This is a genomic window from Paraburkholderia sp. J69-1 (genome assembly GCF_905220255.1).
GTDB lineage: Bacteria > Pseudomonadota > Gammaproteobacteria > Burkholderiales > Burkholderiaceae > Paraburkholderia.
On record NZ_CAJMZG010000011.1, the window covers coordinates 68,097 to 94,831 of the forward strand.

17 protein-coding genes are annotated in these 26,735 nt (G+C 63.6%); 9 read left to right on the forward strand and 8 right to left on the reverse strand.

Translation table 11 applies throughout. From position 1 onward, the window contains the following. Positions 1 to 157: 157 nt before the first annotated feature. The 3 genes from infB (at position 158) to truB (ending at position 4,619) form a co-directional block, all read left to right on the forward strand. Positions 158 to 3,106: a translation initiation factor IF-2 gene (gene infB, locus U5A67_RS21145; RefSeq protein ID WP_205983824.1), complete on the forward strand. Its 2,949-nt coding sequence runs from the start codon at positions 158 to 160 to the stop codon at positions 3,104 to 3,106. Between the two features lie 177 nt (positions 3,107 to 3,283). Beyond that, the gene (gene rbfA / locus U5A67_RS21150; protein WP_205983825.1) at positions 3,284 to 3,649 is read left to right on the forward strand and encodes a 30S ribosome-binding factor RbfA; all 366 of its coding nucleotides are present in this window, start codon (positions 3,284 to 3,286) and stop codon (positions 3,647 to 3,649) included. Positions 3,650 to 3,659: 10 nt separating this feature from the next. After that, positions 3,660 to 4,619: a tRNA pseudouridine(55) synthase TruB gene (gene truB, locus U5A67_RS21155; RefSeq protein ID WP_321815761.1), complete on the forward strand. Its 960-nt coding sequence runs from the start codon at positions 3,660 to 3,662 to the stop codon at positions 4,617 to 4,619. 124 nt (positions 4,620 to 4,743) lie between these two features. On the opposite strand, the gene U5A67_RS21160 is transcribed toward truB, so the two are convergent. The 4 genes from U5A67_RS21160 to U5A67_RS21175 form a co-directional block, all read right to left on the reverse strand. Continuing rightward, positions 4,744 to 6,312 (reverse strand): DHA2 family efflux MFS transporter permease subunit, encoded by a 1,569-nt coding sequence (locus tag U5A67_RS21160; RefSeq protein WP_321815762.1) that lies wholly within the window; start codon positions 6,310 to 6,312, stop codon positions 4,744 to 4,746. A gap of 52 nt (positions 6,313 to 6,364) precedes the next feature. Next, entirely contained in the window at positions 6,365 to 7,594 is a 1,230-nt protein-coding gene (locus U5A67_RS21165) for an EmrA/EmrK family multidrug efflux transporter periplasmic adaptor subunit (protein ID WP_205983828.1), read from the reverse strand. A 97-nt stretch (positions 7,595 to 7,691) separates the two neighbouring features. Next, complete coding sequence (locus U5A67_RS21170; RefSeq protein ID WP_205983829.1) at positions 7,692 to 9,284, reverse strand: efflux transporter outer membrane subunit; 1,593 nt, start codon at positions 9,282 to 9,284, stop codon at positions 7,692 to 7,694. Between the two features lie 148 nt (positions 9,285 to 9,432). Further along, entirely contained in the window at positions 9,433 to 9,951 is a 519-nt protein-coding gene (locus U5A67_RS21175) for a MarR family transcriptional regulator (RefSeq protein ID WP_321815763.1), read from the reverse strand. 418 nt (positions 9,952 to 10,369) lie between these two features. Between U5A67_RS21175 and typA the strand changes: the two genes are divergently transcribed. From typA to U5A67_RS21205, 6 genes are all read left to right on the forward strand, one after another. Next, complete coding sequence (typA, locus tag U5A67_RS21180; protein WP_205983831.1) at positions 10,370 to 12,190, forward strand: translational GTPase TypA; 1,821 nt, start codon at positions 10,370 to 10,372, stop codon at positions 12,188 to 12,190. A 359-nt stretch (positions 12,191 to 12,549) separates the two neighbouring features. Beyond that, positions 12,550 to 15,414, forward strand: coding sequence for a 2-oxoglutarate dehydrogenase E1 component (locus U5A67_RS21185; protein ID WP_321815764.1), 2,865 nt, complete (start codon positions 12,550 to 12,552; stop codon positions 15,412 to 15,414). 105 nt (positions 15,415 to 15,519) lie between these two features. Further along, positions 15,520 to 16,788 carry a 2-oxoglutarate dehydrogenase complex dihydrolipoyllysine-residue succinyltransferase gene (odhB, locus tag U5A67_RS21190; RefSeq protein WP_321815765.1) on the forward strand — a complete coding sequence of 423 codons (1,269 nt, stop codon included), beginning with the start codon at positions 15,520 to 15,522 and terminating at the stop codon, positions 16,786 to 16,788. A gap of 123 nt (positions 16,789 to 16,911) precedes the next feature. After that, entirely contained in the window at positions 16,912 to 18,342 is a 1,431-nt protein-coding gene (gene lpdA / locus U5A67_RS21195) for a dihydrolipoyl dehydrogenase (protein WP_027818255.1), read from the forward strand. A gap of 115 nt (positions 18,343 to 18,457) precedes the next feature. Next, positions 18,458 to 19,555, forward strand: coding sequence for a cell division protein ZapE (zapE, locus tag U5A67_RS21200; protein WP_205983834.1), 1,098 nt, complete (start codon positions 18,458 to 18,460; stop codon positions 19,553 to 19,555). Positions 19,556 to 19,708: 153 nt separating this feature from the next. Next, positions 19,709 to 20,164, forward strand: a complete 456-nt coding sequence (locus U5A67_RS21205; RefSeq protein WP_205983835.1) for a transposase — start codon at positions 19,709 to 19,711, stop codon at positions 20,162 to 20,164. A gap of 118 nt (positions 20,165 to 20,282) precedes the next feature. Here the strand turns inward: U5A67_RS21205 and U5A67_RS21210 are convergent, their stop codons facing one another. From U5A67_RS21210 to U5A67_RS21225, 4 genes are all read right to left on the reverse strand, one after another. Beyond that, complete coding sequence (locus U5A67_RS21210; RefSeq protein ID WP_205983836.1) at positions 20,283 to 20,756, reverse strand: DUF2147 domain-containing protein; 474 nt, start codon at positions 20,754 to 20,756, stop codon at positions 20,283 to 20,285. 176 nt (positions 20,757 to 20,932) lie between these two features. Further along, on the reverse strand, positions 20,933 to 22,654 hold the full coding sequence (locus tag U5A67_RS21215) for a ShlB/FhaC/HecB family hemolysin secretion/activation protein (protein ID WP_415767891.1): 1,722 nt from the start codon (positions 22,652 to 22,654) through the stop codon (positions 20,933 to 20,935). Between the two features lie 235 nt (positions 22,655 to 22,889). Continuing rightward, positions 22,890 to 24,386 (reverse strand): collagen-like triple helix repeat-containing protein, encoded by a 1,497-nt coding sequence (locus U5A67_RS21220; RefSeq protein WP_321815766.1) that lies wholly within the window; start codon positions 24,384 to 24,386, stop codon positions 22,890 to 22,892. A 71-nt stretch (positions 24,387 to 24,457) separates the two neighbouring features. After that, entirely contained in the window at positions 24,458 to 26,029 is a 1,572-nt protein-coding gene (locus U5A67_RS21225) for a collagen-like triple helix repeat-containing protein (RefSeq protein ID WP_321815767.1), read from the reverse strand. Positions 26,030 to 26,735 lie beyond the last annotated feature (706 nt).

Consider the following 26,735-nt stretch of genomic DNA (forward strand, 5'->3'; position numbering starts at 1 on the left):
CCCACGGTGATTCACCAGGGCGTGACGAGCAGGAAGCGACCATGACCCACTGAACTGACGCGGCCGCCCCGCAGCTAGCTGTATGAGCGCAGGGCAATCGGTGCCGCATGACCCGATGTCAACCGCAAGGAATCTGTCCTTGCATTAAGAGGAATGAATGGCGAGTAACAACGTAGCCCAATTTGCCGCGGAACTGAAAATGCCTGCCGGCGTGCTGCTCGAGCAGCTGCAGGCGGCGGGCGTCACTAAAGCGAGCGAAGCCGACGCTTTGTCCGAAACGGACAAGGCACGTCTGCTCGATCACTTGCGCAAGTCTCACGGCTCGACTGATGCAGACAAGCGCAAGATCACGCTGACGAAACGGCATACGTCGGAAATCAAACAGTCCGATGCGACGGGTAAGGCTCGCACCATTCAGGTCGAGGTGCGTAAAAAGCGCACTTTCGTCCGCCGCGACGAATCCGCCGAACAGGCGGAGGCATCGAATCATGACACCGACGCCGTAGCCGCAGCCGCCGAAGACGCGGAACTGCAGCGCCGCGAAGAGGAAGCCCGCCGCGAGGCGGAACTCCTCGAGCGTCAGGCTCAGGAACTCAAGGAGCGTCAGGAGCTTCTCGCGCGTGAAGAGGCCGAGCGCCGCGAACGCGAAGAAGCTGCTGAAGCACAACGCCGCCGTGCCGAAGAAGAGGCCGCACATAAGAAGGCCGCGGCAGATGCCGCTGCACGCGAACTGGCCGCACAGGCCGTCGCTGCCCAGCGCAATGCCGAAGCAGAAGCGAAGGACGTGAAGCAACAGCAAGACGACGAACGCGCCGCCGCCGAGCGCGCAGCGCAGCGTGAAGCTGCGCAAAAGGCTGAAGTAGCCGCGCGCGAAGCCGCCGACAAGGCGCAGAAAGAACAGGAAGAGATCGCTCGCCGCCGTGCGGCTGCAGAAGCCGAAGCGCGCGCGATCCGCGAAATGATGAACACGCCGCGCAAGGCGCAGGTCAAGGCGGTCGAACCGCCGAAGCCCGTCGAGCCGGCCAAGCCTGCCGAAGCCAAGGGCACGCTGCACAAGCCGGCGCGTCCGGAAGGTGCTGCGCGTCCGGCCGCCGGTGCTGCTGGTGCGAAGAAGCCTGCCACGACGGCAGCGCCTTCGACGAGCGCGCCGGGTGCTGGCGCGGGCGACCGCAACAAGAAGCCGGGCGCAGGCAAGGGCGGCTGGCAGGACGACGCCTCGAAGCGCCGCGGCATCAAGACGCGTGGCGACTCGTCGGGCGGCGTTGACCGCGGCTGGCGCGGCGGTCCGAAGGGCCGTGGCCGTCACCAGGACAACTCCTCGACGTTCCAGGCGCCGACCGAGCCGATCGTGCGCGAAGTGCACGTGCCGGAAACCATCACCGTGGCTGACCTCGCGCACAAGATGTCCGTGAAGGCGTCGGAAGTCATCAAGGTGATGATGAAGATGGGCCAGATGGTCACCATCAACCAGATGCTGGACCAGGAAACGGCGATGATCATCGTCGAAGAACTGGGCCACCGTGCCGTCGCGGCCAAGCTCGACGATCCGGAAGCGCTGCTGGTCGAAGGTCAAACGACCACCACGGACGCAGAGCAACTGCCGCGTCCGCCGGTCGTCACCGTCATGGGTCACGTCGACCACGGCAAGACCTCGCTGCTCGACTACATCCGCCGCGCGAAGGTTGCAGCGGGCGAAGCCGGCGGCATTACGCAGCACATCGGCGCTTATCACGTCGATACGCCGCGTGGCGTCATCACGTTCCTCGACACGCCGGGTCACGAGGCCTTCACGGCCATGCGTGCTCGCGGTGCGAAGGCAACCGACATCGTCATTCTGGTGGTCGCAGCCGACGACGGCGTGATGCCGCAGACGAAGGAAGCGATCGCCCACGCCAAGGCGGCCGGTGTGCCGCTCGTCGTGGCGATCAACAAGATCGACAAGCCGGATGCGAATCCTGAGCGCGTCAAGCAGGAACTCGTCGCCGAAGGCGTCGTGCCGGAAGAATACGGTGGCGATTCGCCGTTCGTGCCGGTGTCGGCAAAGACCGGTACGGGCATCGACGATCTGCTCGAAAACGTCTCGCTGCAGGCCGAAGTGCTGGAACTGAAGGCTCCGGTCGCAGCGCCGGCCAAGGGTCTCGTCATCGAAGCGAAGCTCGACAAGGGTAAGGGTCCGGTTGCAACGATCCTCGTCCAGTCGGGTACGCTCAACCGTGGCGACGTCGTGCTGGCAGGCAGCGCCTATGGCCGCGTGCGTGCAATGCTCGACGAAACCGGCAAGGCGACCAAGGAAGCCGGTCCGTCGATCCCGGTCGAAATCCAGGGTCTGTCGGAAGTGCCGGGCGCAGGCGAAGAAGTCATCGTGCTGCCGGACGAGCGCAAGGCGCGCGAAATCGCGCTGTTCCGTCAAGGCAAGTTCCGCGACGTCAAGCTGGCGAAGCAGCAGGCCGCGAAGCTCGAAAACATGCTCGAGCAGATGGCGGAAGGCGAAGTGCAAAACCTGCCGCTTATCGTCAAGGCCGACGTGCAAGGTTCGCAGGAAGCACTGGTGCAGTCGCTGCTCAAGCTGTCGACCAGCGAAGTGCGCGTGCAGATCGTGCACAGCGCGGTCGGTGCGATCAGCGAGTCGGACGTCAACCTGGCAACGGCTTCGAAGGCAGTCATCATCGGCTTCAATACGCGTGCAGATGCACAGGCGCGTAAGGTTGCCGAGTCGAACGGCATCGACATCCGCTACTACAACATCATCTATGACGCAGTGGATGAGGTGAAGGCAGCCATGTCGGGCATGCTCGCGCCGGAGAAGCGCGAGACGGTGACGGGTACGGTCGAAGTGCGCCAGGTGATCCGCGTGCCGAAGGTTGGTCTGGTCGCGGGCTGTATGGTCACGGACGGTTTCGTCAAGCGCTCCTCGTCGGTGCGTGTGATCCGCAACAACGTGGTCATCCATACCGGCGAACTCGACTCGCTCAAGCGCTTCAAGGACGACGTCAAGGAAGTCAAGCAAGGCTTCGAGTGCGGTATGTCGATCAAGAACTTCCACGACATCGCCGAAGGCGACCAGTTCGAAGTGTTCGAGATCACGGAAGTCGCGCGTACGCTGTAAGACAGCGGCGCACGCGGGCAGCCTGGAGGGTTCAGGCGGCTCGCGGGCTTACCCGAAAAGGGGCGGGGCGGGCGCTAGCCGGCCCCGCCCTTTGTTTTTTGTCAGACAGTTTTTGCGCAGCCGCGCGCCAGCATGGCAGCGCGCTGCAACGAATGCCGCCAGAGAGGTGGAATCATCATGCCGAAAAAACGTTCTTCCCCGAATCGCAATGTGCAGATCGCCGATCAGATCCAGCGCGATCTTTCCGAACTGATGCGCGAAGTGAAGGACCCGCGTGTGGGTCTCGTGACGATCCAGAGCGTCGAACTGACGCCGGACTACGCCCACGCCAAGGTCTTTTTCACGACGCTCACGGGCGATCCGCAGCAGACTCAGGACGCGCTCAATCACGCGGCCGGTCATCTGCATAACCAGTTGTTCAAGCGCCTGCATATCCATACGGTGCCGACGCTGCATTTCCACTACGACCAGTCGGTCGAGAAGGGCGTGGCGATGTCGCGTCTGATCGACGAGGCGAACGCCTCGCGTGCCAAGGAAGACTGATCGCGCCAGCATGACTGCATCATCGAAGAAGAGTCAGGGCGAGCAACGTCCTAAAGTGCCGCGCCGTCTGCTCGACGGCGTGCTGCTGCTGGACAAGCCCATCGGTCTGTCGAGCAACGATGCGCTGATCCGCGCCAAGCGTCTTTATCGTGTGAAGAAGGCGGGTCATACCGGCACGCTCGATCCGCTGGCTTCGGGCCTCTTGCCGCTGTGCTTCGGCGAAGCGACCAAGTTCTCGCAGGATCTGCTCGAAGCGGACAAGACCTACGAGGCGACTATGCGTCTGGGCATCCGCACGACCACGGGCGATGCGGAAGGCGAAGCGGTCGACACGCGCGAAGTCACCTGCGACGAGGCCGCGGTTCGCGCCGCGATGGCGCGTTTTCTGGGCGATATCGTGCAGATTCCGCCGATGTATTCGGCACTCAAGCGCGACGGCAAACCGCTCTACGAATACGCGCGCGCGGGCCAGACGGTCGAGCGCGAAGGGCGCAATGTGACGATTCTCGCGCTCGACATGCTCGCGTGCGCGTTGCCCGACGTGACGTTCCGCGTGACCTGCACCAAGGGCACGTATGTGCGCACGCTCGCCGAGGATATCGGCGAGGCGCTCGGCTGCGGCGCGCATCTGGTGATGCTGCGTCGCACGGGCGTGGGCGCGCTCACGCTCGAACATGCGGTGACGCTCGATGCGCTGACGGCGCTCGACGAAGCGGCGCGCGATAGCTGGCTTCAGCCGGTGGATGCGCTGCTTTCGACGTTCCCGGTCGTGACGCTCGACGCCGAATCGGCGCGCCGCTTCACGCATGGTCAGCGCCTGCCGCTCAACGCGCTGGTGCTCGATCGCCCGGCCTGCGAAGCCGCGGATCGCGTGCGCGTGTACGACCAGGCCGGTGTGCTGCTGGGCGTGGCGAAAGCCGCGAACGGCGTGCTCGCGCCGGAACGCCTGGTGGTGAGCGGGGCGGTCTGAACGCGCGACGCGTTGATCCGCGTCAGCAATAGAAAACGGCACGCCGGTGATGAACCGGACGTGCCGTTTTTGTTGGTGCGCCCGATCGGGATGCAGATCGGGACGCACGCGTATCAGAAAAAGCCTAGTGCGCTGCGGAAGCGGCTGCACCGGCATCCGCACTGCCAGCGCGTTCGGGACGCGTGATCCAGATCAGCGCGATCAGCACGATAAAGATCACCGACGAAATCCAGAACAGGTCGTTCACGCCGAGCTGCGCGGCCTGCTGCGTGACCATGCGATCGAACATGCCGTGCGCCTGCGACGGATCGAGGCCCACCGAGTTCTGCATCTGCTGCATCGACTGGTTGAACACCGGGTTGGTCGGCGTTGCCTGCTCGGTCAGACGCGCGTGATGGAAAATCGTGCGATGGTCCCAGGCGGTCTCGAAGATCGACGTGCCGATACCGCCGCACATGATCCGCACGAAGTTCGACAGACCCGAAGCCGCCGGGATGCGGTTGCCCGGCAAGCCCGAAAGCGTGATCGACACCAGCGGAATGAACAGACCCGCCATGCCGATGCCCTGGATCAGCGTCGGCACCGTGAGCGCCCAGGTGTCCACGCCAGTGGTGTACTGCGAGCGCAGCCAGAAGCACAGCGCGAACACGATGAACGCCGTCGTCGCGATATAGCGCGGATCGGTGCGCGGCAGGATTTTGCCCGTGATCGGCGAAAGCAGGATCGCGAAGAAGCCCACGGGCGCCATCACGAGACCGGCATCGGTGGCGGTGTAGCCCAGATCGGTTTGCAGCCACAGCGGCAGCAGCACGAGATTGCCGAAGTAGAGCCCGTAGCCCACGGAAAGCGCAATCGTGCCGCCCGTGAAGTTGCGCCGCGCGAACAGCGAAAGATCGACGACCGGATGCTCGGCGGTCAATTCCCAGATCACGAAGAACGCGAACGAGATCACGGCGGTCAGCGCCAGCACGATGATGGTCGTCGACGAGAACCAGTCGAGATCCTTGCCCTTGTCGAGCATGATCTGCAGCGAGCCGACCCAGAGAATCAGCAGACCCAGGCCCACGCCATCGATCGGTGCCTTGCGGATCACCGAATCGCGGTTGCGGAAGATCATCCACGTGGCGATCGCGGCGACGATACCCACCGGAATGTTCACGTAAAAGATCCACGGCCACGAGATGTTGTCCGAGATCCAGCCGCCGAGAATCGGACCCGCGACCGGCGCGATCAGTGTGGTCATCGACCACATCGATAGCGCAATCGGCGCTTTGGCGCGTGGATAGCTCGCGAGCAGAAGCGTCTGCGACAGCGGGATCATCGGGCCGGCCACGGCGCCCTGCAGCACGCGCGCGGCGAGCAGGAAGGGCAGCGTAGGCGCAAGACCGCACAGCCACGACGAGATCACGAACAGGATGATCGACGCCATGAACAGGCGCACCTGACCGATGCGCTCGGTGAGCCAGCCCGTGAGCGGCACCGAGATCGCATTGGCGACCGCGAACGAGGTGATGACCCACGTGCCCTGATCCGAGGCGACGCCAAGGTCGCCTGAGATCGACGGGATCGACACGTTCGCAATCGACGTGTCCAGCACGTTCATGAACACCGCGAGCGAGACCGCGATGGTGCCGAACACGAGTTGCGCGCCTTGCAGCGGCGGATGGACGACGGGTTGTTGTGCTGCTGCCATTGAGTGCTTTGTTATGTGCTGCTAATTGCGGCTTGTAGACGTCGCGCGGTCTTTACATCAGCTTCGCGGCGGGCTTGGCCGCACGCACGTTGGCCGACGAAACCTGCTTCGCGTTCGGGCCTGCGTTTTCCGTGATGATGCGGGCGATTTCCGCATCGGCTTCGTCGCCGTACTTCTCGAACACATTGGTCTGGTAGACCGTGTTTTGCGCGTTGCCGAGCTGGCTGCCCGTATCGTCCTTGATATTCACGTCCACTTGCATCGACAGGCCGATACGCAGCGGGTGCTTTTCGAGGTCGGCCGGATCGAGCGCGATACGCACCGGCAGACGCTGCACCACCTTGATCCAGTTGCCCGTGGCGTTCTGCGCCGGCAGCAGCGAGAACGCCGAGCCCGTGCCTGCGGAGAAGCCCACCACCTTGCCGTGATACACCACTGACGAACCGTACACGTCCGCCGTCATCTCGACCGGCTGGCCGATGCGCATGTGCTTGAGCTGGACTTCCTTGAAGTTCGCATCGACCCACACGGCGTTCAGCGGCACCACCGACATCAGCGGCGTACCCGGCGAAACACGCTGGCCAACCTGTACCGAGCGCTTCGCGACATAACCGGTGACCGGCGCGGGCAGCGTGTTGCGGGCGTTCGTGAGGTACGCGTCGCGTACCTTCGCAGCCGCGGCCATCACGTTCGGATGATTGGCGATGGTCGTGTTGGCGGTCAGCGCGCGGTTGGCGGCGAGTTGCTGCTGCGCGGCGTCGAGCGCGGCTTCGGCGCTCTTGACCGAGTCGCGTGCGTGCGAGATTTCTTCCTGCGAAACCGCGCCCGTCTGCGCAACCTGCATACGGCGGCGCAGGTCGTCCTGCGCGCGCGAGAGGTCGGCCTGACGCACGGCGACTTGCGCTTCGTACTGGCTGTCGTCGGCGAACAGACCGCGCACCTGGCGCACGGTCTGGCCGAGATTCGCTTCGGCCTGCTGCAGGGCGATGCGCGAATCGGCCGGATCGAGTTGCACCAGCGGATCGCCGATCTTGACGGTCTGCGTGTCGTCCGCGTTCACGGCAATCACCGTGCCCGTGACTTGCGGCGTGATCTGCACGACGTTGCCGTTGACGTAGGCGTCGTCGGTGCCTTCGCTGAAGCGCGCGACGAGGAAGTAATAGAGGCCGTAGGCAATGGCTGCGATCACGATCACGAGGACGAGCAGCGTCATCATGCGCTTGCGCTTGCCGTTGTTCGCGTTCGGCTGCGGATTGGCCGCCGGTTGCTGAGGGGTGCTCATGGAAGGATCTCCGGATTCTTGCGTGCTGTTCGTTCAGTTATTAGCCAGTTTCTGGCTTGTACGTCGCTTGTATGTCGCTTTTGCGTGTTTCTGGCGCTCAGTTCGCGGCCGTGGCGGCATGCGCCGACGCATCCGGCGCGGACCACGGCGCATCGCGCCACGGGCTGCCGTTCACGTCGCTCTGGCCTTTCACGTCCTTCGCTTCGCTGCCGACCTGCGCCGGCGGCACGAGATTGACATCGTGCGCGTCATGCGCGTCGAAGCCGCCGCCCAGTGCCTTGATCAGCGCCATCTGCTGGTCGCGGCGCTGCGCCTTGAGGGCCGTCACGGTCTGCTCGGACGCGAGACGGTTCTGGTCCGCGTTGAGCACCTGCAACTGCTCCGACAGACCGGCCTTGTAGCGGATCACGGCAAGCTGATACGCCTTGGTCGAAGCGTCGAGCGCGTTCTGTGCATCGACAAGCTGCTTGTCCGCCGAGCGGATCGACGACACGGTCGTGGCGACATCCTGGAACGCATTGATCAGCGTCTGGTTGTAGTTCGCCACATCGAGGTCGAAGTCGGCGTAACGGCCCTTCAACTGCGCGCGCAGTGCGCCCGCGTCGAAGATCGGCAGATGCACGGCCGGGCCGATGTTCATCTGACGGCTCGTGAAGTTGAGGAATTTGCCCCAGCCGAAGGCATCGAAACCAAAGCCTGCTGCGAGATTCACGTCGGGATAGAACTCGGCCTTGGCTTCCTTGACGTCGTGCATCGCGGCTTCGACCTGCCAGCGCGCGGCGACTATATCGGGACGACGCGCGACCAGATCCGCAGGCAGGTTGTCGGGCAGCGCGACCTGCGCGGCCGGATTCAGCACCGGGTTGGCGATCTGCAGACCGCGATCCGGGCCCTTGCCGAGCAGCGCACCCAGTTGATAGCGCACGCTTTCGATCTGGCCGTCGAGTTGCGAAAGGTTCGCCTGGCTCGTGGCGATATTGCCGTTGGCGGTCTGACGTTCGACGTTGGTGTCGAGGCCGGCCACCACGCGGCCATTCGTAATCGTGCCGATGGTCTTGCGATTGCCGATTTCGCGCGCGGCGATATCGCGCAACGCGTAAAGCTGCGCAAGCTGGTTGTAGGTGCGGGCAACCGAGGAGGCGAGCGTGACGCGCGCCTGTTCCATATCGGCCTGCGCTGCGCGCTGCTGCGACACCGCTTGCGCCAGACGCTGACGGTTCTTGCCCCACAGATCCAGATCCCACGACGCGCTGGCGAGCGCGTTGTTCTCGCTGTACCAGCTACCGCCGTACGGCGGCGGGAACAGGCCGTTGGCCGAGTACAGTTCGCGCGTCCACGAATAGCTCGCGTTCGCCTTCGGATAGAGCGCCGACTTCGACGTATCGATATAGGAAGACGCCTTGGCGATACGCGCCTGCGCCTGCGCGATGCTCGGATTGCCTTCGAGCGCTTCGTCGATCAGCTTCGGCAGTTGCGGGTCGCCGAACTGCTGCGCCCAGTCGAGCGTGGGCCACTGGCCACCCTGCGCCGGAATGCTCTGCGAAGTTTCGAATTGTTGCGGCTGCGCGATGGTCTTGTCGCTTTTGATGCCGATGTAGTTTGCGCAGCCCGAAAGCGCGAGCGCCGCGACCGCGGTAGCCACCGCTGCTCGACAGGTATGCGCTGGCGCAAACTGGGTTAGGGATTTCATTGCTCGTCTCGGTGCGTGAGAAGGTGTGGTGATACTGGACGATGCAGCCATTTTCCCGTCCGGCGGTGTCGAATTTGCCTGCCTCGTCATCCATTGCGCGCGTCGATTGTTGCCAGTCGACGCGTTCAAGCGGTGTCTCAGTAATGCGTCAATCGTCGGGTGAAGTCTGGCCCGCAGCGGCATTCGCGGCATTCTGGCTAGCTTCGCAGCTATTGACGAGAATCCGCCGCAACATGCTCTTGAGAAAGCCGACTTCTTCGGGCGTGAAGCCTTTGGAGAGTTCGCCCGTCACGCTCGTGAAGATCGCCGGCATGCGCGCGGCGATCGCTTCGCCCTCGGGCGTGAGCGCGAGGCGCACGGCGCGGCGGTCTTCGGAACTGCGCACGCGGCGCAGGAGGCCGCGCTTTTCCAGCCGGTCGACGAGGCGCGTCACCGCGCTCGCGTCGATGCCGTATTCGCGCGCCAGTTCGGCCGCGAGCACGCACTTGCCGCTTGCCACCATGAACAGCACGCTGGCCTGCTGGCTCGTCACGCCCAGTTCCGTCACGGTGCGCTGCGTGATCAGGTTCGACATGGACGATTTCACGCGCGAAATCAGGTAGCCAACGCTTTCGCCGAGGTCGTAATCGCGGACTTCGGGCGGGGGCGTGGGAGTCGGTTCCGTCATGGTTCTGCTGCAACTGCAATGGTTGACCAGGCAGGGATTATATGGCTCGTTAGTTGACGCGGCAAGATTTATTGTCGCAGGGCCGAGAAAGCTTTGCTAAGTGGGGTCTTAATTGGACCCCGTGCGGCGTGAGAAAATGGGCGTGGCAGGGCGCAGCTGTCGCGCGGGCGCCGCAAAGTGCGCCAAAACCTGTCGCAAACCAGCATGAGGCAGATCAAGTCATCTGTGCGTGCTATAATTTCAGGTTCCCAAAAGTGCGTCATGGCAGCCCTGACGCGATTCGGCCTCCCCGACCCGTGACCCAATTCGCCGCAAGCGTCCGAGACGCCCGTGGCAGCAGGGCGGGGCGGCGTCCGAGCCCCACTTGTGTGGCCCGCCGTCGGGCCCGCATGACGCACTCAACTGTACCCAGGTTCCTATGTCCCGCGCCCTTCGCAACATCGCCATCATTGCCCACGTCGACCACGGCAAGACCACGCTCGTCGACCAGCTCCTCCGTCAGACCGCCACGTTCCGTGACAACCAGCAGGTCGCCGAGCGCGTGATGGACTCGAACGACATCGAAAAAGAACGTGGCATCACGATTCTTTCGAAGAACTGCGCGGTCGAGTACGAAGGCACGCACATCAACATCGTCGACACCCCGGGCCACGCGGACTTCGGCGGTGAAGTGGAGCGCGTGCTGTCGATGGTCGACTCGGTGCTGCTGCTCGTCGACGCCGTCGAAGGCCCGATGCCGCAAACGCGCTTCGTGACCAAGAAGGCGCTGGCGCTCGGCCTCAAGCCGATCGTCGTCATCAACAAGATCGACCGTCCGGGCGCACGTATCGACTGGGTGATCAACCAGACGTTCGACCTGTTCGACAAGCTCGGCGCGACCGAAGAACAGCTCGACTTCCCGATCGTCTATGCATCGGGCCTGAACGGCTACGCTTCGCTGTCGCCGGATGCGCGTGACGGCGATATGCGCCCGCTGTTCGACGCCGTGCTCGAACACGTGCCGGTTCGCGATGCCGATCCGGAAGGCGGCCTCCAGCTCCAGATCACCTCGCTCGACTACTCGGCTTACGTTGGCCGTATCGGCGTGGGCCGTATCAAGCGCGGTCGTATCAAGCCGGGTCAACCGGTTGCGCTGCGCTTTGGCCCGGAAGGCCAGGTCATGAACCGCAAGATCAACCAGGTGCTGGCATTCAGCGGCCTGGAGCGCGTGCAGGTCGAAGCGGCTGAAGCCGGCGACATCGTGCTGATCAACGGTATCGAAGACATCGGTATCGGCGCGACCATCTGTGCGGTGGACAACCCCGAAGCGCTGCCGATGATCACGGTCGACGAGCCGACCCTCACGATGAACTTCCTCGTGAACTCGTCGCCGCTCGCCGGCAAGGAAGGCAAGTTCGTGACGAGCCGCCAGATCCGCGACCGTCTGACGAAGGAACTGAACCACAACGTCGCGTTGCGTGTGAAGGATACGGGCGACGAAACCACGTTCGAAGTGTCGGGCCGCGGCGAACTGCACCTGACCATCCTGATCGAAAACATGCGCCGTGAAGGCTACGAGCTGGCTGTGTCGCGTCCGCGCGTGGTGCTGCACGAAGTCGACGGCGTGAAGCAGGAGCCGTACGAAATGCTGACCGTTGACGTCGAAGACGCCAACCAGGGCGGCGTGATGGAAGAACTGGGCCGCCGCAAGGGCGAAATGATCGACATGGCGTCGGATGGCCAGGGCCGTACGCGTCTCGAGTACCGCATTCCGGCACGTGGCCTGATCGGTTTCCAGGGTGAATTCATGACGCTCACGCGCGGCACGGGCCTGATGAGCCACGTGTTCGACGCTTACGGTCCGATCAAGGAAGGCACGCTCGGCGAGCGCCGTAACGGTGTGCTGATTTCGCAGGACGACGGCGCAGCTGTCGCCTACGCACTGTGGAAGCTGCAGGATCGCGGCCGAATGTTCGTGAAGCCGGGCGACGCGCTGTACGAAGGCATGATCATCGGTATCCATAGCCGCGACAACGACCTGGTCGTGAACCCGATCAAGGGCAAGCAGCTGACCAACGTGCGCGCCTCGGGCACCGACGAAGCCGTGCGCCTGGTGCCGCCGGTCCAGATGTCGCTCGAATACGCAGTCGAATTCATCGACGACGACGAACTCGTGGAAGTGACGCCGCAGTCGATCCGTCTGCGCAAGCGCCACCTGAAGGAACATGAGCGTCGCCGCGCAAGCCGCGAAGCCGAATAAGTTTGCTGTCTAGACTTTTTCGCGCACTGCAATGCATGTAAGAAAACAAGAAAGCCGCCGCTGTCTGGGCGGCTTTTTTGCGCGCTTTTTCAAGCGTGGCGGGATTGCCCTGCGGTGCCGGAAGAGTCTGTTGTTGAAGTTGCAAAACGTCGCAAACGCCCATTCTGTAAGGGTTTGCGTGCGATGATGTGTCGCATTGCATCTTATGGGGACTATCACTTATGTGCTATGCTCCGCCGATGCATGATTTAGGTCCTTCCAAGCAGACTTGATTCGCAATCCGCTAAACGGTCAGGCCGTGGCGCGGAAGGTTGAGTAACCCGCTATTTTTCGAGAAACTCGAAGAAAGGTGAGCGTAAATGTCGGAAACGATGAAGCAATTCCAGCTGAACTCCTATCTGTTCGGCGGCAATGCTCCGTATGTCGAAGAGCTATACGAAGCATATCTTGACAACCCTGCGTCCGTTCCGGACCAATGGCGTGAGTACTTTGACGCACTGCAAAACGTGCCGTCGACGAGCGGTTCCACCGACAGCGATGTCGCGCACGGTCCGATCGTCGAGTCGTTTGCGCAGCGCGCGAAAGCCAATGCGTTCGTCGCCAAGGGCGGCGGCGAAGATCTGGCCACGGCTCGCAAGCAGGTCTACGTTCAGTCCCTTATCGGCGCATATCGCTTCCTGGGTTCGCAATGGGCGAACCTGGATCCGCTGAAGCGTCGCGAGCGTCCGCCTATCCCCGAACTCGAACCTGCGTTCTACGACTTCACCGAAGCCGATATGGACCAGACGTTCAGCGCCACGAACCTGTATTTCGGTTTCGAGCGCGCGACGCTGCGCGAGATCGTCAAGGCACTGCGCGACACGTACTGCGGCACCATCGGCGCCGAGTACATGTACATCAGCGATCCGGAGCAGAAGCGCTGGTGGAAGGAGCGTCTCGAGTCGATCCGCTCGACGCCCAATTTCACGAACGACAAGAAGAAGCACATCCTGCAGCGCCTCACGGCCGCTGAAGGTCTCGAGCGCTTCCTGCACACCAAGTACGTCGGCCAGAAGCGCTTCTCGCTCGAAGGCGGCGAATCCTTCATCGCCGCGATGGACGAAGTCGTCCGTCACGCAGGCGCGAAGGGCGTGCAGGAAATCGTCATCGGCATGGCCCACCGCGGCCGTCTGAATGTGCTGGTCAATACGCTCGGCAAGATGCCGGCTGACCTGTTCGCCGAATTCGAAGGCAAGCACGTCGACGATCTGCCGGCTGGCGACGTGAAGTACCACAAGGGCTTCTCGTCGGACGTCGCCACCGAAGGCGGCCCGGTCCACCTGTCGCTCGCGTTCAACCCGTCGCACCTCGAAATCGTCAACCCGGTGGTCGAGGGTTCGGCGAAGGCTCGTATGGATCGCCGCGGCGATGCAGACGGCCTGCAGGTTCTGCCGGTGCAGATCCACGGCGACGCGGCCTTCGCAGGCCAGGGCGTCGTGATGGAAACGCTGAACCTCGCGCAAACGCGCGGTTACGGCACGCACGGCACGCTGCACATCGTCATCAACAACCAGATCGGCTTTACGACTTCGGACCCGCGCGACGCGCGTTCGACGCTGTATTGCACGGACGTGGTCAAGATGATCGAAGCGCCGGTTCTGCACGTGAACGGCGACGATCCGGAAGCGGTCGTGCTGGCGATCCAGCTCGCGGTCGAATTCCGCATGCAGTACCACAAGGATGTTGTCGTCGACATCATCTGCTTCCGCAAGCTCGGTCACAACGAGCAGGACACCCCGGCGGTCACGCAGCCGCTGATGTACAAGACGATCGCGAAGCACCCGGGCACCCGTGCGCTGTACGCAGAAAAGCTCGTGCAGCAGGGCGTCATCTCGGCGGAAGACGGCGACAACTACGTCAAGGCTTACCGTGCAGCGATGGACGAAGGCCACCACACGGTCGATCCGGTGCTCTCGAACTACAAGAGCAAGTACGCGGTTGACTGGGTGCCGTTCCTGAACCGCAAGTGGACCGACGCTGCCGATACGGCCGTGCCGCTCGCGGAGCTCAAGCGCCTCGCAGAACGCATCACCACGATCCCGGAAAACTTCAAGGTTCACCCGCTGGTCGAGCGCGTCATCAACGACCGCCGCACGATGGGCAAGGGCGAAGCGAAGCTCGACTGGGGCATGGGCGAACACCTCGCGTACGCATCGCTGGTCGCTTCGGGCTACTCGGTCCGTCTGACGGGTCAGGATTCGGGCCGCGGCACGTTCACGCACCGTCACGCTGTTCTGCACGACCAGAACCGCGAACGCTGGAACGACGGCACGTACATTCCGCTGCAGAACATCGGCGAAAACCAGGCGCAGTTCACGGTGATCGACTCGGTGCTGTCGGAAGAAGCGGTGCTGGGCTTCGAATACGGCTACTCGACGGCCGAGCCGAACACGCTCGTCGCGTGGGAAGGCCAGTTCGGCGACTTCGTCAACGGTGCGCAGGTCGTGATCGACCAGTTCATCTCGTCGGGCGAAGTGAAGTGGGGCCGCGTGTCGGGTCTCACGATGCTGCTGCCGCACGGCTACGAAGGTCAGGGTCCGGAGCACTCGTCGGCACGTATCGAGCGTTTCCTGCAACTGTGCGCCGAGCACAACATGCAGGTCGTTCAGCCGACCACGCCGGCCCAGATCTTCCACGTGCTGCGCCGTCAGATGATCCGTCTGTTCCGCAAGCCGCTGATCATCTTCACGCCGAAGTCGCTGCTGCGTCACAAGGAAGCCGTGTCGGATCTGTCCGAACTCGCGAAGGGCTCGTTCCAGCCGGTTATCGGCGAAGTGGACGAAACCATCGACGCGAAGAAGGTCAAGCGCGTGGTGGCCTGCTCGGGCCGCGTGTACTTCGACCTCGTCGCGCATCGCCGCGAAGCGAAGGCAAACGACACCGCGATCATCCGTATCGAACAGCTCTATCCGTTCGCTCACAAGCAGTTCGAAGCGGAGCTGAAGAAGTACGACAACGCGACGGAAGTGGTCTGGGTGCAGGACGAGCCGCAGAATCAAGGCCCGTGGTTCTACATCGAGCACCACCTGAAGGAAGGCATGAAGGAAGGCATGAAGCTCGCGTACAGCGGCCGTCCGGCTTCGGCCTCGCCGGCTGTCGGCTACTACGCGAAGCACTACGAGCAGCAGAAGGCGCTGATCGAAGGTGCATTCGGCCGCCTGAAGGGCGCGCAGGTCGCGAAGTAAGCACAGTGAGCTAACGAACCGGGAAGGCGCGTGACCTAGGCGCGCGCTTTCCCGCGCTCAGGTGCGCGACCCGGTTCGTCCTAGATACGTATTCAGGAACATCAAATGGCTATTGTTGAAGTCAAGGTCCCCCAGCTTTCGGAGTCGGTTTCGGAAGCAACGATGCTGCAGTGGAAGAAGAAGCCGGGCGAAGCGATCGCCCAGGACGAAATCCTCATCGAAGTGGAGACGGATAAGGTCGTTCTCGAAGTCCCCGCGCCGGCTGCCGGCGTGCTGGCCGAGATCGTGGCAAATGACGGCGATACCGTCGTCGCAGATCAAGTGATCGCCCGTATCGATACGGAAGGCAAGGCGAGCGCCGCTGCAGCGCCTGCAGCCGCCGCCGCTCCGGCTGCTGCCGCTGCACCGGCTGCCGCTCCGGCCGTCGCTGCTGCTGCATCGACGTCGAGCAGCAACATCGCATCGCCGGCAGCGACCAAGCTGATGGCAGAGAAGGGTCTGGCAGGCGGCGACGTCGCCGGCACGGGCCGCGATGGCCGCATCACCAAGCAGGACGTGCTGGGCGCAGGCGCGCCGAAGGCCGCTCCGGCAGCACCGGCTGGCAAGCCCGCCGCTGCGAAGCCGTCGCTGCCGCAAGTCAACGCACCGGCATCGGCTGCGAACTGGCTCAACGATCGCCCGGAACAGCGCGTGCCGATGTCGCGTCTGCGTGCGCGTATCGCCGAGCGTCTGCTCGAGTCGCAGCAAACCAACGCCATCCTCACGACGTTCAACGAAGTGAACATGGCGCCGGTCATGGACCTGCGCAACAAGTACAAGGACAAGTTCGAGAAGGAACACGGCGTGAAGCTGGGCTTCATGTCGTTCTTCGTGAAGGCTGCGGTTCACGCCCTCAAGAAGTTCCCGCTCGTGAACGCCTCGATCGACGGTAACGACATCGTCTATCACGGCTACTTCGACATCGGTATCGCTGTCGGTTCGCCGCGCGGTCTGGTGGTGCCCATCCTGCGCAACGCAGACCAGATGAGCCTCGCCGACATCGAGAAGAAGATTGCCGAATTCGGCCAGAAGGCCAAGGACGGCAAGCTGTCGATCGAAGAAATGACGGGCGGCACGTTCTCGATCTCGAACGGCGGTGTGTTCGGCTCGATGCTCTCGACCCCGATCATCAACCCGCCGCAGTCGGCGATCCTGGGCGTGCACGCGACCAAGGAACGCGCTGTGGTGGAAAACGGCCAGATCGTGATCCGTCCGATGAACTACCTCGCGATGTCGTACGACCACCGCATCATCGACGGCCGCGAAGCCGTCCTGTCGCTGGTCGCCATGAAGGATGCGCTGGAAGATCCGGCGCGCCTGCTGCTCGACCTGTAAATGCGATGTAGCGCGAGCGGGGCGCACGTCCTGCTCGCGCATCCAGTCTCACACTGAGCGGCGTGCGCGCGGGTTCCGGAAGCCGGAACCCGCGCGCCGCGCTCACGTATCGAAAGGATGACCATGTCCAAAGAATTTGACGTCGTCGTGATCGGCGCCGGCCCTGGCGGCTATATCGCGGCGATCCGCGCGGCTCAGCTCGGCAAGTCGGTTGCCTGTATCGAAAAGTGGAAGAACCCGGCCGGCACGCTGAAGCTCGGCGGCACTTGCCTGAACGTCGGCTGCATCCCGTCGAAGGCGCTGCTCGCTTCGTCGGAAGAGTTCGAGAACGCCCAGCATCACCTGGTCGACCACGGCATCAGCGTCGGCGACGTGAGCATCGACGTGTCGAAGATGCTCGGCCGCAAGGAAGCCATCGTCGAGAAGATGACGAAGGGCATCGAATTCCTGTTCCGCAAGAACAAGATCACCTGGCTCAAGGGCCATGGCAAGTTCACCGGCAAGAACGACGCCGGCGTGCAGATCGAAGTCTCGGGCGAAGGCGAAACCGAAGTCGTGACGGCGAAGAACGTCATCATTGCGACGGGTTCGAAGGCGCGCCATCTGCCGGGCATGCCGGTCGACAACAAGATCATCGCCGACAACGAAGGCGCGCTCTCGTTCGACTCCGTGCCGAAGAAGCTGGCCGTGATCGGCGCTGGCGTGATCGGTCTGGAGCTGGGTTCGGTGTGGCGCCGTCTGGGCGCGGAAGTGACCGTGCTCGAAGCGCTGCCGGAATTCCTCGGCGCGGCTGACCAGGCGCTCTCGAAGGAAGCGGCCAAGCTTTTCAAGAAGCAGGGTCTGGACATTCACGTCGGCGTGAAGGTGGGCGAAGTCAAGGCCACCGACAAGAACGTCACGATCAACTACACGGACAAGGACGGCAACGCGCAAGTGCTCGAAGCCGACCGCCTGATCGTGTCGGTTGGCCGCGTGCCGAACACCGATAACCTCGGTCTCGAAGCGATCGGTCTGAAGACCAACGAGCGTGGCTTTATCGACATCGACGATCACTGCGCAACGGCTGTGCCGAACGTGTACGCGATCGGCGACGTGGTGCGTGGTCCGATGCTCGCGCACAAGGCCGAAGACGAAGGCGTGCTGGTTGCCGAAATCATCGACGGCCAGAAGCCGCACATCGACTACAACTGCATTCCGTGGGTGATCTACACCGAACCGGAAATCGCGTGGGTCGGCAAGACGGAACAGCAGCTCAAGGCCGAAGGCCGCGAGATCAAGACGGGCCAGTTCCCGTTCATGGCTAACGGCCGGGCGCTTGGCATTAACAAGGCCGACGGCTTTGTGAAGATGATCGCCGACGCGAAGACCGACGAGCTGCTCGGCGTGCACATCATCTCGGCGAACGCATCGGACCTGATCGCGGAAGCCGTGGTGGCGATGGAATTCAAGGCTGCCGCCGAAGACCTCGGCCGCATCTGCCATCCGCACCCGTCGCTGTCCGAAGTCATGCGCGAAGCCGCACTCGCTACCGACAAGCGCGCGCTCAACATGTAATGCAGCAGGGCAGGGCGACGGCCGCAAGGCCGCGTCCGGCTCGCGGTACTTGCATCACGTACAGAGGCGGACGGGTTCGAACCCGCTCCGCCTTTACTCATTTGTGGCCCACGAAATGAACGTCACCGAATACTACGAATCAGAACTGCAGAAACGGGGATATAAACCGGATGCGGCGCAGCGCGTCGCCATCGATCGGCTGCAGCGGTGCTACGACGAGTGGGTCGAATACAAATCGCGTCGCTCGAACGCGTTCTGGAAGCTCATCAATCGCCCGGATCTGCCGCGCGGCGTGTACATGTGGGGCGGCGTGGGGCGCGGCAAGAGCTTCCTGATGGACAGCTTCTATGCGGTCGTGCCGGTGCAGCGCAAGACGCGTCTGCATTTTCACGAGTTCATGCGCGAAGTGCATCGCGAACTCGAAGAACTCAAAGGCCAGTCCGATCCGCTCGACGAACTCGCGCGCCGCATTGCGAAGCGCTATCGCCTGATCTGCTTCGACGAATTCCACGTCTCCGATATCGCGGACGCGATGATTCTCTATCGTCTGCTCGACCGTCTGTTCGAGAACGGCGTGCAGTTCGTGATGACCTCCAATTACGACCCGGATCTGCTGTATCCCGATGGCCTGCATCGCGACCGCATGCTGCCCGCCATCGCGTTGATCAAGGAAAAGCTCGATGTCCTGAATGTCGATGCCGGTATCGATTATCGCCAGCGCACGCTCGCGCAGGTCGAGGTCTATCACACGCCGCTGGGCGCGGCAGCCGACAAGGCGCTGCGTCATTCGTTTACGGATCTGGCTGCGGTGCCGGACGAAAGCCCGATCCTGCGCATCGAAAAGCGCGAACTGAAGGCGCTGCGAAAAGCCGATGGCGTGGTGTGGTTCGACTTCGCGACGCTGTGCGGCGGCCCGCGCTCGCAGAACGACTATCTCGAACTGGCCAGCCGTTTCCACGCGGTCATTCTCTCCGACGTGCCGCAGATGTCGCCGCGCATGGCCTCCGAGGCGCGCCGCTTCACCTGGCTCATCGACGTGTTCTACGACCACAAGGTCAAGCTGCTGATGTCGGCGGCGGTGCCGGCCGAGGATCTCTATCCCGAAGGGCCGATGGCGAACGAATTCACGCGCACGGTCTCGCGTATCGTCGAAATGCAGTCGAAGGAATATCTGGAAACGCCGCGTCGGATCGTCGATACGTCGTTGACCTGATTGTTGGCGGGCGTGGCGGGTGGGGCGCGATAGCGGTCTGTCATCCCGAAATAGTGCTCGAAGCGTGTTTTCAAGATTCGGACTCGTCTGATATGGGCGGCCCGGTCAAGTCGATATCTTGTGTCAGGACTGGTTCTGACAAAGGAGTAGACCATGACCCCGCATCGCGATATTACCGAGGAAGAATGGCAGCGCATCATTCCGCTGCTGCCCGAATTGCGCCCGCGCTCGGAAATGCGCGGCCGGCCACTCGCCAACACCCGTTCGGTGCTCAACGGCGTCCTGTGGGTCATGTATAGCGGCGCAACCTGGTCGGCCATGCCGCGCCGTTACCCTTCGTATCAAACCTGCCATCGCCGCTTCAAGGCATGGCACGACGAAGGCGTGCTCAAGACCGTGATGGCCGAGCTTTTCGGCGAAGAAGGCGTCGCCCTGTGCGAGATCATCGAAGCACGCATGCGCAAGCATCTGAGCCGCGCGGAAAAAGCCGCGGCGCGTGTGCAGGACGGTCTGCCGCCGGCGCCGCGCAATTCGCCGTTCAGCCCTGCGGTGGCGCAAGGTGTGTTGCCGTCGCTGGGCTATCGCTCGGTGTATCGGCATACGGCTTGATACCGCGCGCAATCGCTCGATAGCCGCCTGAAATGAAACGAGGCCGCCTTGCATTCAAGGCGGCCTCGTTGTTTTTATCTGCGCGGTGCAGTCGCGCCATGCAGTCTGCTTTACGGTGTTATTGCTGACGCACCCACGTCTGCGAGCGGCCCAGCAGCGAGATGCCCATATAGCCGCGCACGACCAGTTTCTGGCCGCCGTCTTCGGTGTGCATCTTGCAGCGATAGATCTTGCCGTTTTCCGGATCGAGGATGTTGCCGCCATCCCATTCGTCGCCGGCCTTCTTCATACCGTCGATGATCGTCATGCCGAGGATCAGTTGATCCTTGCGCGCATCGGTACAGGCGGAGCAGCGGCGATCGGGTTGATCGTTCGCACCCAGACCCTTGATGACCTTGCCGGAGAGCGCGCCGCTGCCGTCGTCGCTGATCTGCACGAGCGCTTTCGGCTGGCCGGTATGATCGTCGATGGTCTGCCACACGCCGACCGGCGAATTTGCTTGTGCGTGCGCCGCGACCACGGCGCCGAGCAGCGCGCCGGCCAGCGCGATCTGACGCGCTGCGCGTGCCAATGCCGGATTGAATGCCTTCATGTGTCTTCCTCCACTGATGTTTATCTATGTATGTACCGCTTCGCGTCGGGCCGCGTGAGCACGACGGTCAGGGCAGGATACGCGAAAGCGCCGCCCGCGTTTGCGAGGAGAAACTCTAGTCGGCGGGTACGGCCGCGCGGCGCACGGCGCATACCCGCTCGTGAGATCGGTTCGGATCAGTTCAACTGATACGAGAACGTCGCGTTGAAGCGCGGGCTGCGCGACGGGCTCTCGACCGGTGCATCGGCGAGCGCCTTTGCAACGGAGAGATCCACGCTGTAGTAGCGCCCGTCGGTGAGACGGAAGCCGATCGCCGCCGACGAAAGCCGCGAAGGCGAGGGCGTGCCCGCATGCAGATAAACGCGCGCCATATCGAACGACACGTACGGCGTGATCGTCTGCAGCCACACGGAGCCGATCTTCAACGGCCGGTTCAATTCGAGCGAATACGCCCAGCCCGAATCGCCCGATGCTTCGCCTGGCTGATAGCCGGCCGCGAAGCGTTGCGCGCCGAACGAAATCTGTTCGGAAGTGGGCAACGACACCGGGCTGTACTGGCCGTTCGCGGCGACCGTGGTGCCAAAGCCCATCGGCCATTCGTTGGTCTGCGAGAACGACGCATTGGTGCGCACGAAATTCAGCGATGCCGGATTTTGCAGCGCAAGCCCCGGAATATTGGTATCCGCCGACTTCGACGCGCCCAGAATGTTGAACGCCTTCGCCACGCCAATGCTCGCCTTGCGCACCTGACCGGTTTGCACATCGGTGTAATCGGCCTGCAACTGGATCACGCGCACCTGCGAGGTCAAGCCATACTGCAGCCCGTTGACGGTGTTGTGATAGCGGTCTTCGTCATGCGTCGCGTAGGCGCTGACCGTACCCACCACGCTGCGCGTATTGCTGAGCAGCAGCGGATACGACAATGATCCCGTGATCTTGTCGCTGATCACCGTGCGCTCGACGTAGTTCGGCAAGCCGGGATTGTCGGTGGGGTTTCCTCGGTAGTGCGAAGCATCCACTTTCGCCACGAGGCCGTTGCTCGCGATCGGCACCGATGCGTGCGCGGCGAGATACGTCACGTTATCGCGTCCCTTGGGCAGCAGCGCTGAAACACTCAGCTGCTCGCCGAAGGGCGTGAGGCCGTTTTCGGTCAGCGTGAGCAGACCTTGCACGCCGGGGTGATTGAAATCGATCCCGGTGCTGATGTCATAGGGTTTTTGCGTGGCGTCCAGTTCGAGCGTGGTCGCGCCGTCGGTGCTGGTGGGCGGCGGCACGTTGGCCTTCACCTTGAGCCCCGGCAGCAGGCCGAGCACGTTGATATAGCGCTGGAACGTGGCGGTGCGCAGCGGCCGGTCATCGACGATATGAGCGGCGATCGCGCGCATCTTGTCTTCGAGCTTGCCCGGCTTGCCGGTGACTTTCACCGCGCTCACATAACCTTCGACCACGGTGATGCGCACCACGCCGCCCGCAAAATCCTGCGCGGGCACGAACGCGAACGAGAGCGCATAACCGCGCTCCTGATACAGCTTCGTCACGCCGTTGGCCGTCTCGATGAGCTGGCCGATCGTGATGTCGTGATTGGCGAGCGGCGCGAAGCGTTTCGCGACCTCGTCGAATGGAATCGATTTCACGCCCTCGACCTTGAACGTGGTCGGCGTGATATGCGTAGCGAGTAACTGCTGCAACTGCGGCGTCTGCTGTTCCACCTGCACCGTGACATTCGGCGCCTTCTGTGGAGCATTGATCTGAGGCAGTGCGTCGAGCGGGTTCCCTGCTGCTGGATTACCGCCCGACGCCGGCCTGCTTTGCTGTGCTACTGCCACCCCCGTCAAGCCGCTGCCCGCCATTACTCCCAACGCGGCGAGCACGGCCCATTCTGCGACTGCGCCTTTCATCGGACTGCCCTCGGACTTGTCGGACGACGCGCACCGGTTCCCTGGAACATCCGGTGCGCGCCGCCTCTTTCTGTCGCCTTTGCGGCGATCTGTGGCTCCCTGATTGCCTGTGTTTTTTATTCCTGCGTACTACGTACGACCTGTCCCTGTCATGCCTGGGCCAGACGCGGCGCGGTATCCCTCTCCGGACCCTGCGCCACGCAGCGCCCATGTTGCCCGATGATTGTTGCGCGCGCTACGGCAGCTTGTGGAGCAAGCTGCTCAGTAGTCCCCCCGATGTACTCGTGGTGCCAGAACTGCTTGAAGAACTCGTGCCCGTGGTCGAACCGAGCGTGCCCGTTACCGTGCTGACGAGCGCCGTCACCGGTTGCAGCAGCGCCCCTGCGCCGCTCGTGGTCGTGGTGCCCGTGGTGCCGCTGGTTGCCGTGCCGGTCGCCGAGCCTGCCGTCGACACCACACCCGAAAGCAGGCCGCCGACGATCGGCACGCCCGACAGGCCGCTGGTGAGCGCGCTCGTGCCGCTGGTCGTGCCGGTCAGGCTCGTGATGGTGCCGAGCGGCGAGCTGCCGAGGCCGAGGCTCGCAATCACCGCGTTGAGCGGGCCGAGCGGGCCGTTGGCGGAAACGCCGGTCGGCGTGCCGCTGGCGACGACGGCCGTGGTGCCGCCGACGAGGCTCGTGATCAGACCGGGAATCGGCGCAGCGCCGTTCGCGGCGTTCGGATCGACAAGGCCGCCCGCGTTGGTGACAGTGTTGCCGAGTGCGCTGACGAGCGTGCCCACGTCCGCGCCGACCGGCGAAAGCGGTCCGAGCGCGCCGCTCGTGCTCGTGCTTGCCGTCGAGGTGATCGTCGCGCCGGCCGTTTGCACCGCGCCGCCGAGTTGCGCGAGCAGCCCCGAGACCGGCGTGCCCAGGCCCGTCGAGGTACCTACTTGCTGCGTGACGAGGCCGGCGGTCAGCACGATCGGCGTGATTGCCGTGCTGATCGGCTGCGTGATTTCCTGCACCGGCACCGAAGAGAGCGCGTTGCCGAGCATCTTGCCGGTGGCGTTGACGGTGCTGGCCGTGGTGTCGAGCACGTTGGCGACAGGCGTGGTGACGGGGGCGAGCGGCGAAAGCGGGCCGCTGCCCAGACCGTTGACCGTCGTGCCGAGGCCTTCGACCACACCGCTGGTGGCGCTCACGACATTGCCGAGACCGGCGACGGTCGTGCCGACCGGATTGGCCGTCGAGCCGGTCTGGCCGAGCCCGTTCGAGACGGCGTCGGCGAGTGCGCTGGCGACCGTACCGGTGCTCGATACCGTCGAGCCGAGGCCCGAGGTGACCTGCGAGCTGACGCCGCCGGGCAGGGTGGTCGAGCTGATCGCGTTGCCGAGATCGTCGGTGGTCTTGGCGACGGCGGTGACCACGCCGGACGTGCCGGTCGAGCCGCTGGTGCTGCCGCCCGAGCTCGAACCACCCGAGGTCGAACCGCTGGTGCCGGTGCCGCTGCTGGTCGAGCCGGTCGTGCTGGTGCTGCCGTCCGAGCCCGTCGAGGCCGAGGGCGGCGTGTAGCCGCTGCCGCCGCAGGCCGCGACGCTGCAGGCGATGGCCGCGGCGAGGGCGCTCAGGCGCAGGGTGCGCACGACTGCGGCGCGGGCGCTGTTGTCTTCGATATTGGCTTCGATATTCGCGTTTTGCTTCGATTCGCTGGCGCGGCGCGCGGCGGTAATCGAGTTGAATCGGCTGGACATGACGCTGTCTCCTGATCGAATGGGGACGTTGATGCGAATTGAGTAATGTGCGATGGGCGAGTGCGGGCCGCTTACTTCTTGCCGCCGAGCAGGCCGCCTACGAGCGACGTGAGGCCGGAAAGCGGGCTGGTCGTGCTGCTGCCCGAGGTGCCGCCCGTCAGCGAGCTGAGCGAAAGCGCCGGCGTCGTGCTCGAGCTGCTCGTCGAGGTGGACGAAGTCGACGTGCTGGTGGTCTTCGTGCCCGCCGCGACAGCCGCGCCCGCGACGATCGAACCGCCTGCCGTGCCCACGCTGTTCACCGTGCTCGTGAGCGTGCCGACCACGCCGGAGACGAGGCTCGTAACCGGTGCGAGCGCGCCGGTGCTGCCGCCCGTGGCCGAGGTGAGCGCCGAGGTCACCGTCGTCAGCGCGCCCGTGACCGGAGCGAGCGGGTTGCTGCCGCTCGAGCTGGCCGTCACGCCCAAGCCAGCGCCGACGCCAACCGTGGTGGTGCTGCCCGTCGAGCTGCTCGTTGCGCCCGTGAGGCCGCCGGTGAGCGTGCTCAGGAGGCCGGTGACCGGATTCGTGCTGCTCGAGCTGCTGCCCGTCAGCAGATTGCCGGCGGTCGCGACCGTCGAGCCGGTATCGGAGACGAGGTTGCCGAGGCCCGTCGTGACCGGGTTCGAAGTGCTGGACGAGGCGACCAGCGAGCCGGCCGTCTGCAGGCCGCTACCGAGCGTTTGCAGCAGACCCGCGACCGGCGTGCCGAGACCCGTGGCCGTGCCGACCGTTTGCGTCGTCGAAGCGACCACCGAGGTGATCGGCGTGATCGCCGAGCTGAGCGTTTGCGTGACCTGTTGCACCGGGCCCGTCGAGAGCGCGGTCGTCAGCGTGCTGCCGGCGTTCGTCACGGCCGTGCCGAGCGTGCTGACCGCGGTGCCCAGCGGCGTCGTGACGGCTGCCAGCGGCGCGAGCGTGCCGCTGCCGAGACTCGTGACGAGTGCGCCCGTGCTGGTGACCGCCTTGCCTGCGTCGCTGACGACGCCGCCCGTGCTGGACAGCGTGGTGCCGACCGGGTCGCTCGTCGAGCCGAGCTGGCCAAGACCCGATGCGAGGCCGGTGCCGAGCGTCGAGACTGCGTCGCCGACGTTCTGCACGATGCTGCCTGCGGCCGTCGTCGTCGACGAACTGACGCCGGGCAGCGAGGTCGAGGCAATCGTGGTGCCGACGCCCGTCACCGTCGAGCCCAGATCGCTGACTACGCTGCTGGTCTTGGCAACAACCTGGCCGACGGCATTGGCCGAAGTGGCGGTGCCGGTGCCGGTCCCGGTACCCGTGCCGCCGCTGCTGGTGTCGCCCGAGCCGCTACCCGAACCGCTGTCGCCGGTCGTGGTGCTGCCGGTGCCCGAATCGCCGGTGGTGGTGGTGCCGGTGCTGCTGTCCCCGGTGGTCGTGCTGCCGCTCGTGCCGGTGCTGCCGTCGCTGCTGGTCGATCCGCTGGTGCCGCTCGTGCCGCCGCTGGTTTCCAGGGAACCGCTGCCGCTCGAACCGGTGCCGCTGCTCAGCGATCCCGATCCACCGCAGGCGGTCAGGGAAAGCAGGGTGGCGATCGTGGCTGCGATGGCCGTGAGGCGTGCTGCGTGTGCAATGCGCTGGTTGTTCATGGTGTGCCCTCGTCTCGTATGGTGTGTGTGTTGTCTTGTGTTTTGTGCTCGGTTTGTCAGACCTGCGCCTCTTACACTGCAACAGCTGTGCCAATTCGAAATCGCACCTGAAAAACAGAGTCATTCGCGTCTTGAGGATTTCGTCTAATCAAGGCGTGACAAGCCTTTGACGGATCGTTTCGTCAAACGAATAAAGCGGATCGAAACGGGGGGTAACGGCGCGGCATGCGTTACGTCACGTAACGTGGCGCGCGTGGTGTTACGCGCGGCGGGGGTAACGACATCAACGTTTATGCGTATTGGGAAATCGCATGCTCGGCAGACGCCTTGCGTGTGAATGAATCGTGGCGCTCGCACACATTTATGCGGTTAAACGTTTGGCGTAAAAATGGTTTTCGAGTCCTGAATAGTTATGTAATGGTTTATCCCGAGTCAGCGCTAAAACAGCTATGCCGATAATGACGTTACGACCTGTCTGTTGCGTAACGAACGATTGCGTAACGTTTTGGGTTACGCTATAAAAAACGCACTGGCACAAAACAACACAAAGCAGAGCTGCACGTGGGCAATACCGAGGGGAATGCTTACGATTCGGCCATCGTTGTTGACGGACCGTCATGAGTCCGTGGACCGGATGTATCGGCGCTATTCAAATAGCATACGCAGGCGCCGATGCAGATCAGCGTGAGAGCGCTATAAAAGAGAG

What these genes read in the sequence shown, in the direction of transcription:
- infB (WP_205983824.1), top strand. Translation starts at nt 158, where the DNA reads ATGGCGAGTAACAACGTAGCCCAATTTGCCGCGGAACTGAAAATGCCT.
- rbfA (WP_205983825.1), top strand. Translation starts at nt 3,284, where the DNA reads ATGCCGAAAAAACGTTCTTCCCCGAATCGCAATGTGCAGATCGCCGAT.
- truB (WP_321815761.1), top strand. Translation starts at nt 3,660, where the DNA reads ATGACTGCATCATCGAAGAAGAGTCAGGGCGAGCAACGTCCTAAAGTG.
- U5A67_RS21160 (WP_321815762.1), bottom strand. Translation starts at nt 6,312, where the DNA reads ATGGCAGCAGCACAACAACCCGTCGTCCATCCGCCGCTGCAAGGCGCG.
- U5A67_RS21165 (WP_205983828.1), bottom strand. Translation starts at nt 7,594, where the DNA reads ATGAGCACCCCTCAGCAACCGGCGGCCAATCCGCAGCCGAACGCGAAC.
- U5A67_RS21170 (WP_205983829.1), bottom strand. Translation starts at nt 9,284, where the DNA reads ATGAAATCCCTAACCCAGTTTGCGCCAGCGCATACCTGTCGAGCAGCG.
- U5A67_RS21175 (WP_321815763.1), bottom strand. Translation starts at nt 9,951, where the DNA reads ATGACGGAACCGACTCCCACGCCCCCGCCCGAAGTCCGCGATTACGAC.
- typA (WP_205983831.1), top strand. Translation starts at nt 10,370, where the DNA reads ATGTCCCGCGCCCTTCGCAACATCGCCATCATTGCCCACGTCGACCAC.
- U5A67_RS21185 (WP_321815764.1), top strand. Translation starts at nt 12,550, where the DNA reads ATGTCGGAAACGATGAAGCAATTCCAGCTGAACTCCTATCTGTTCGGC.
- odhB (WP_321815765.1), top strand. Translation starts at nt 15,520, where the DNA reads ATGGCTATTGTTGAAGTCAAGGTCCCCCAGCTTTCGGAGTCGGTTTCG.
- lpdA (WP_027818255.1), top strand. Translation starts at nt 16,912, where the DNA reads ATGTCCAAAGAATTTGACGTCGTCGTGATCGGCGCCGGCCCTGGCGGC.
- zapE (WP_205983834.1), top strand. Translation starts at nt 18,458, where the DNA reads ATGAACGTCACCGAATACTACGAATCAGAACTGCAGAAACGGGGATAT.
- U5A67_RS21205 (WP_205983835.1), top strand. Translation starts at nt 19,709, where the DNA reads ATGACCCCGCATCGCGATATTACCGAGGAAGAATGGCAGCGCATCATT.
- U5A67_RS21210 (WP_205983836.1), bottom strand. Translation starts at nt 20,756, where the DNA reads ATGAAGGCATTCAATCCGGCATTGGCACGCGCAGCGCGTCAGATCGCG.
- U5A67_RS21215 (WP_415767891.1), bottom strand. Translation starts at nt 22,654, where the DNA reads ATGAAAGGCGCAGTCGCAGAATGGGCCGTGCTCGCCGCGTTGGGAGTA.
- U5A67_RS21220 (WP_321815766.1), bottom strand. Translation starts at nt 24,386, where the DNA reads ATGTCCAGCCGATTCAACTCGATTACCGCCGCGCGCCGCGCCAGCGAA.
- U5A67_RS21225 (WP_321815767.1), bottom strand. Translation starts at nt 26,029, where the DNA reads ATGAACAACCAGCGCATTGCACACGCAGCACGCCTCACGGCCATCGCA.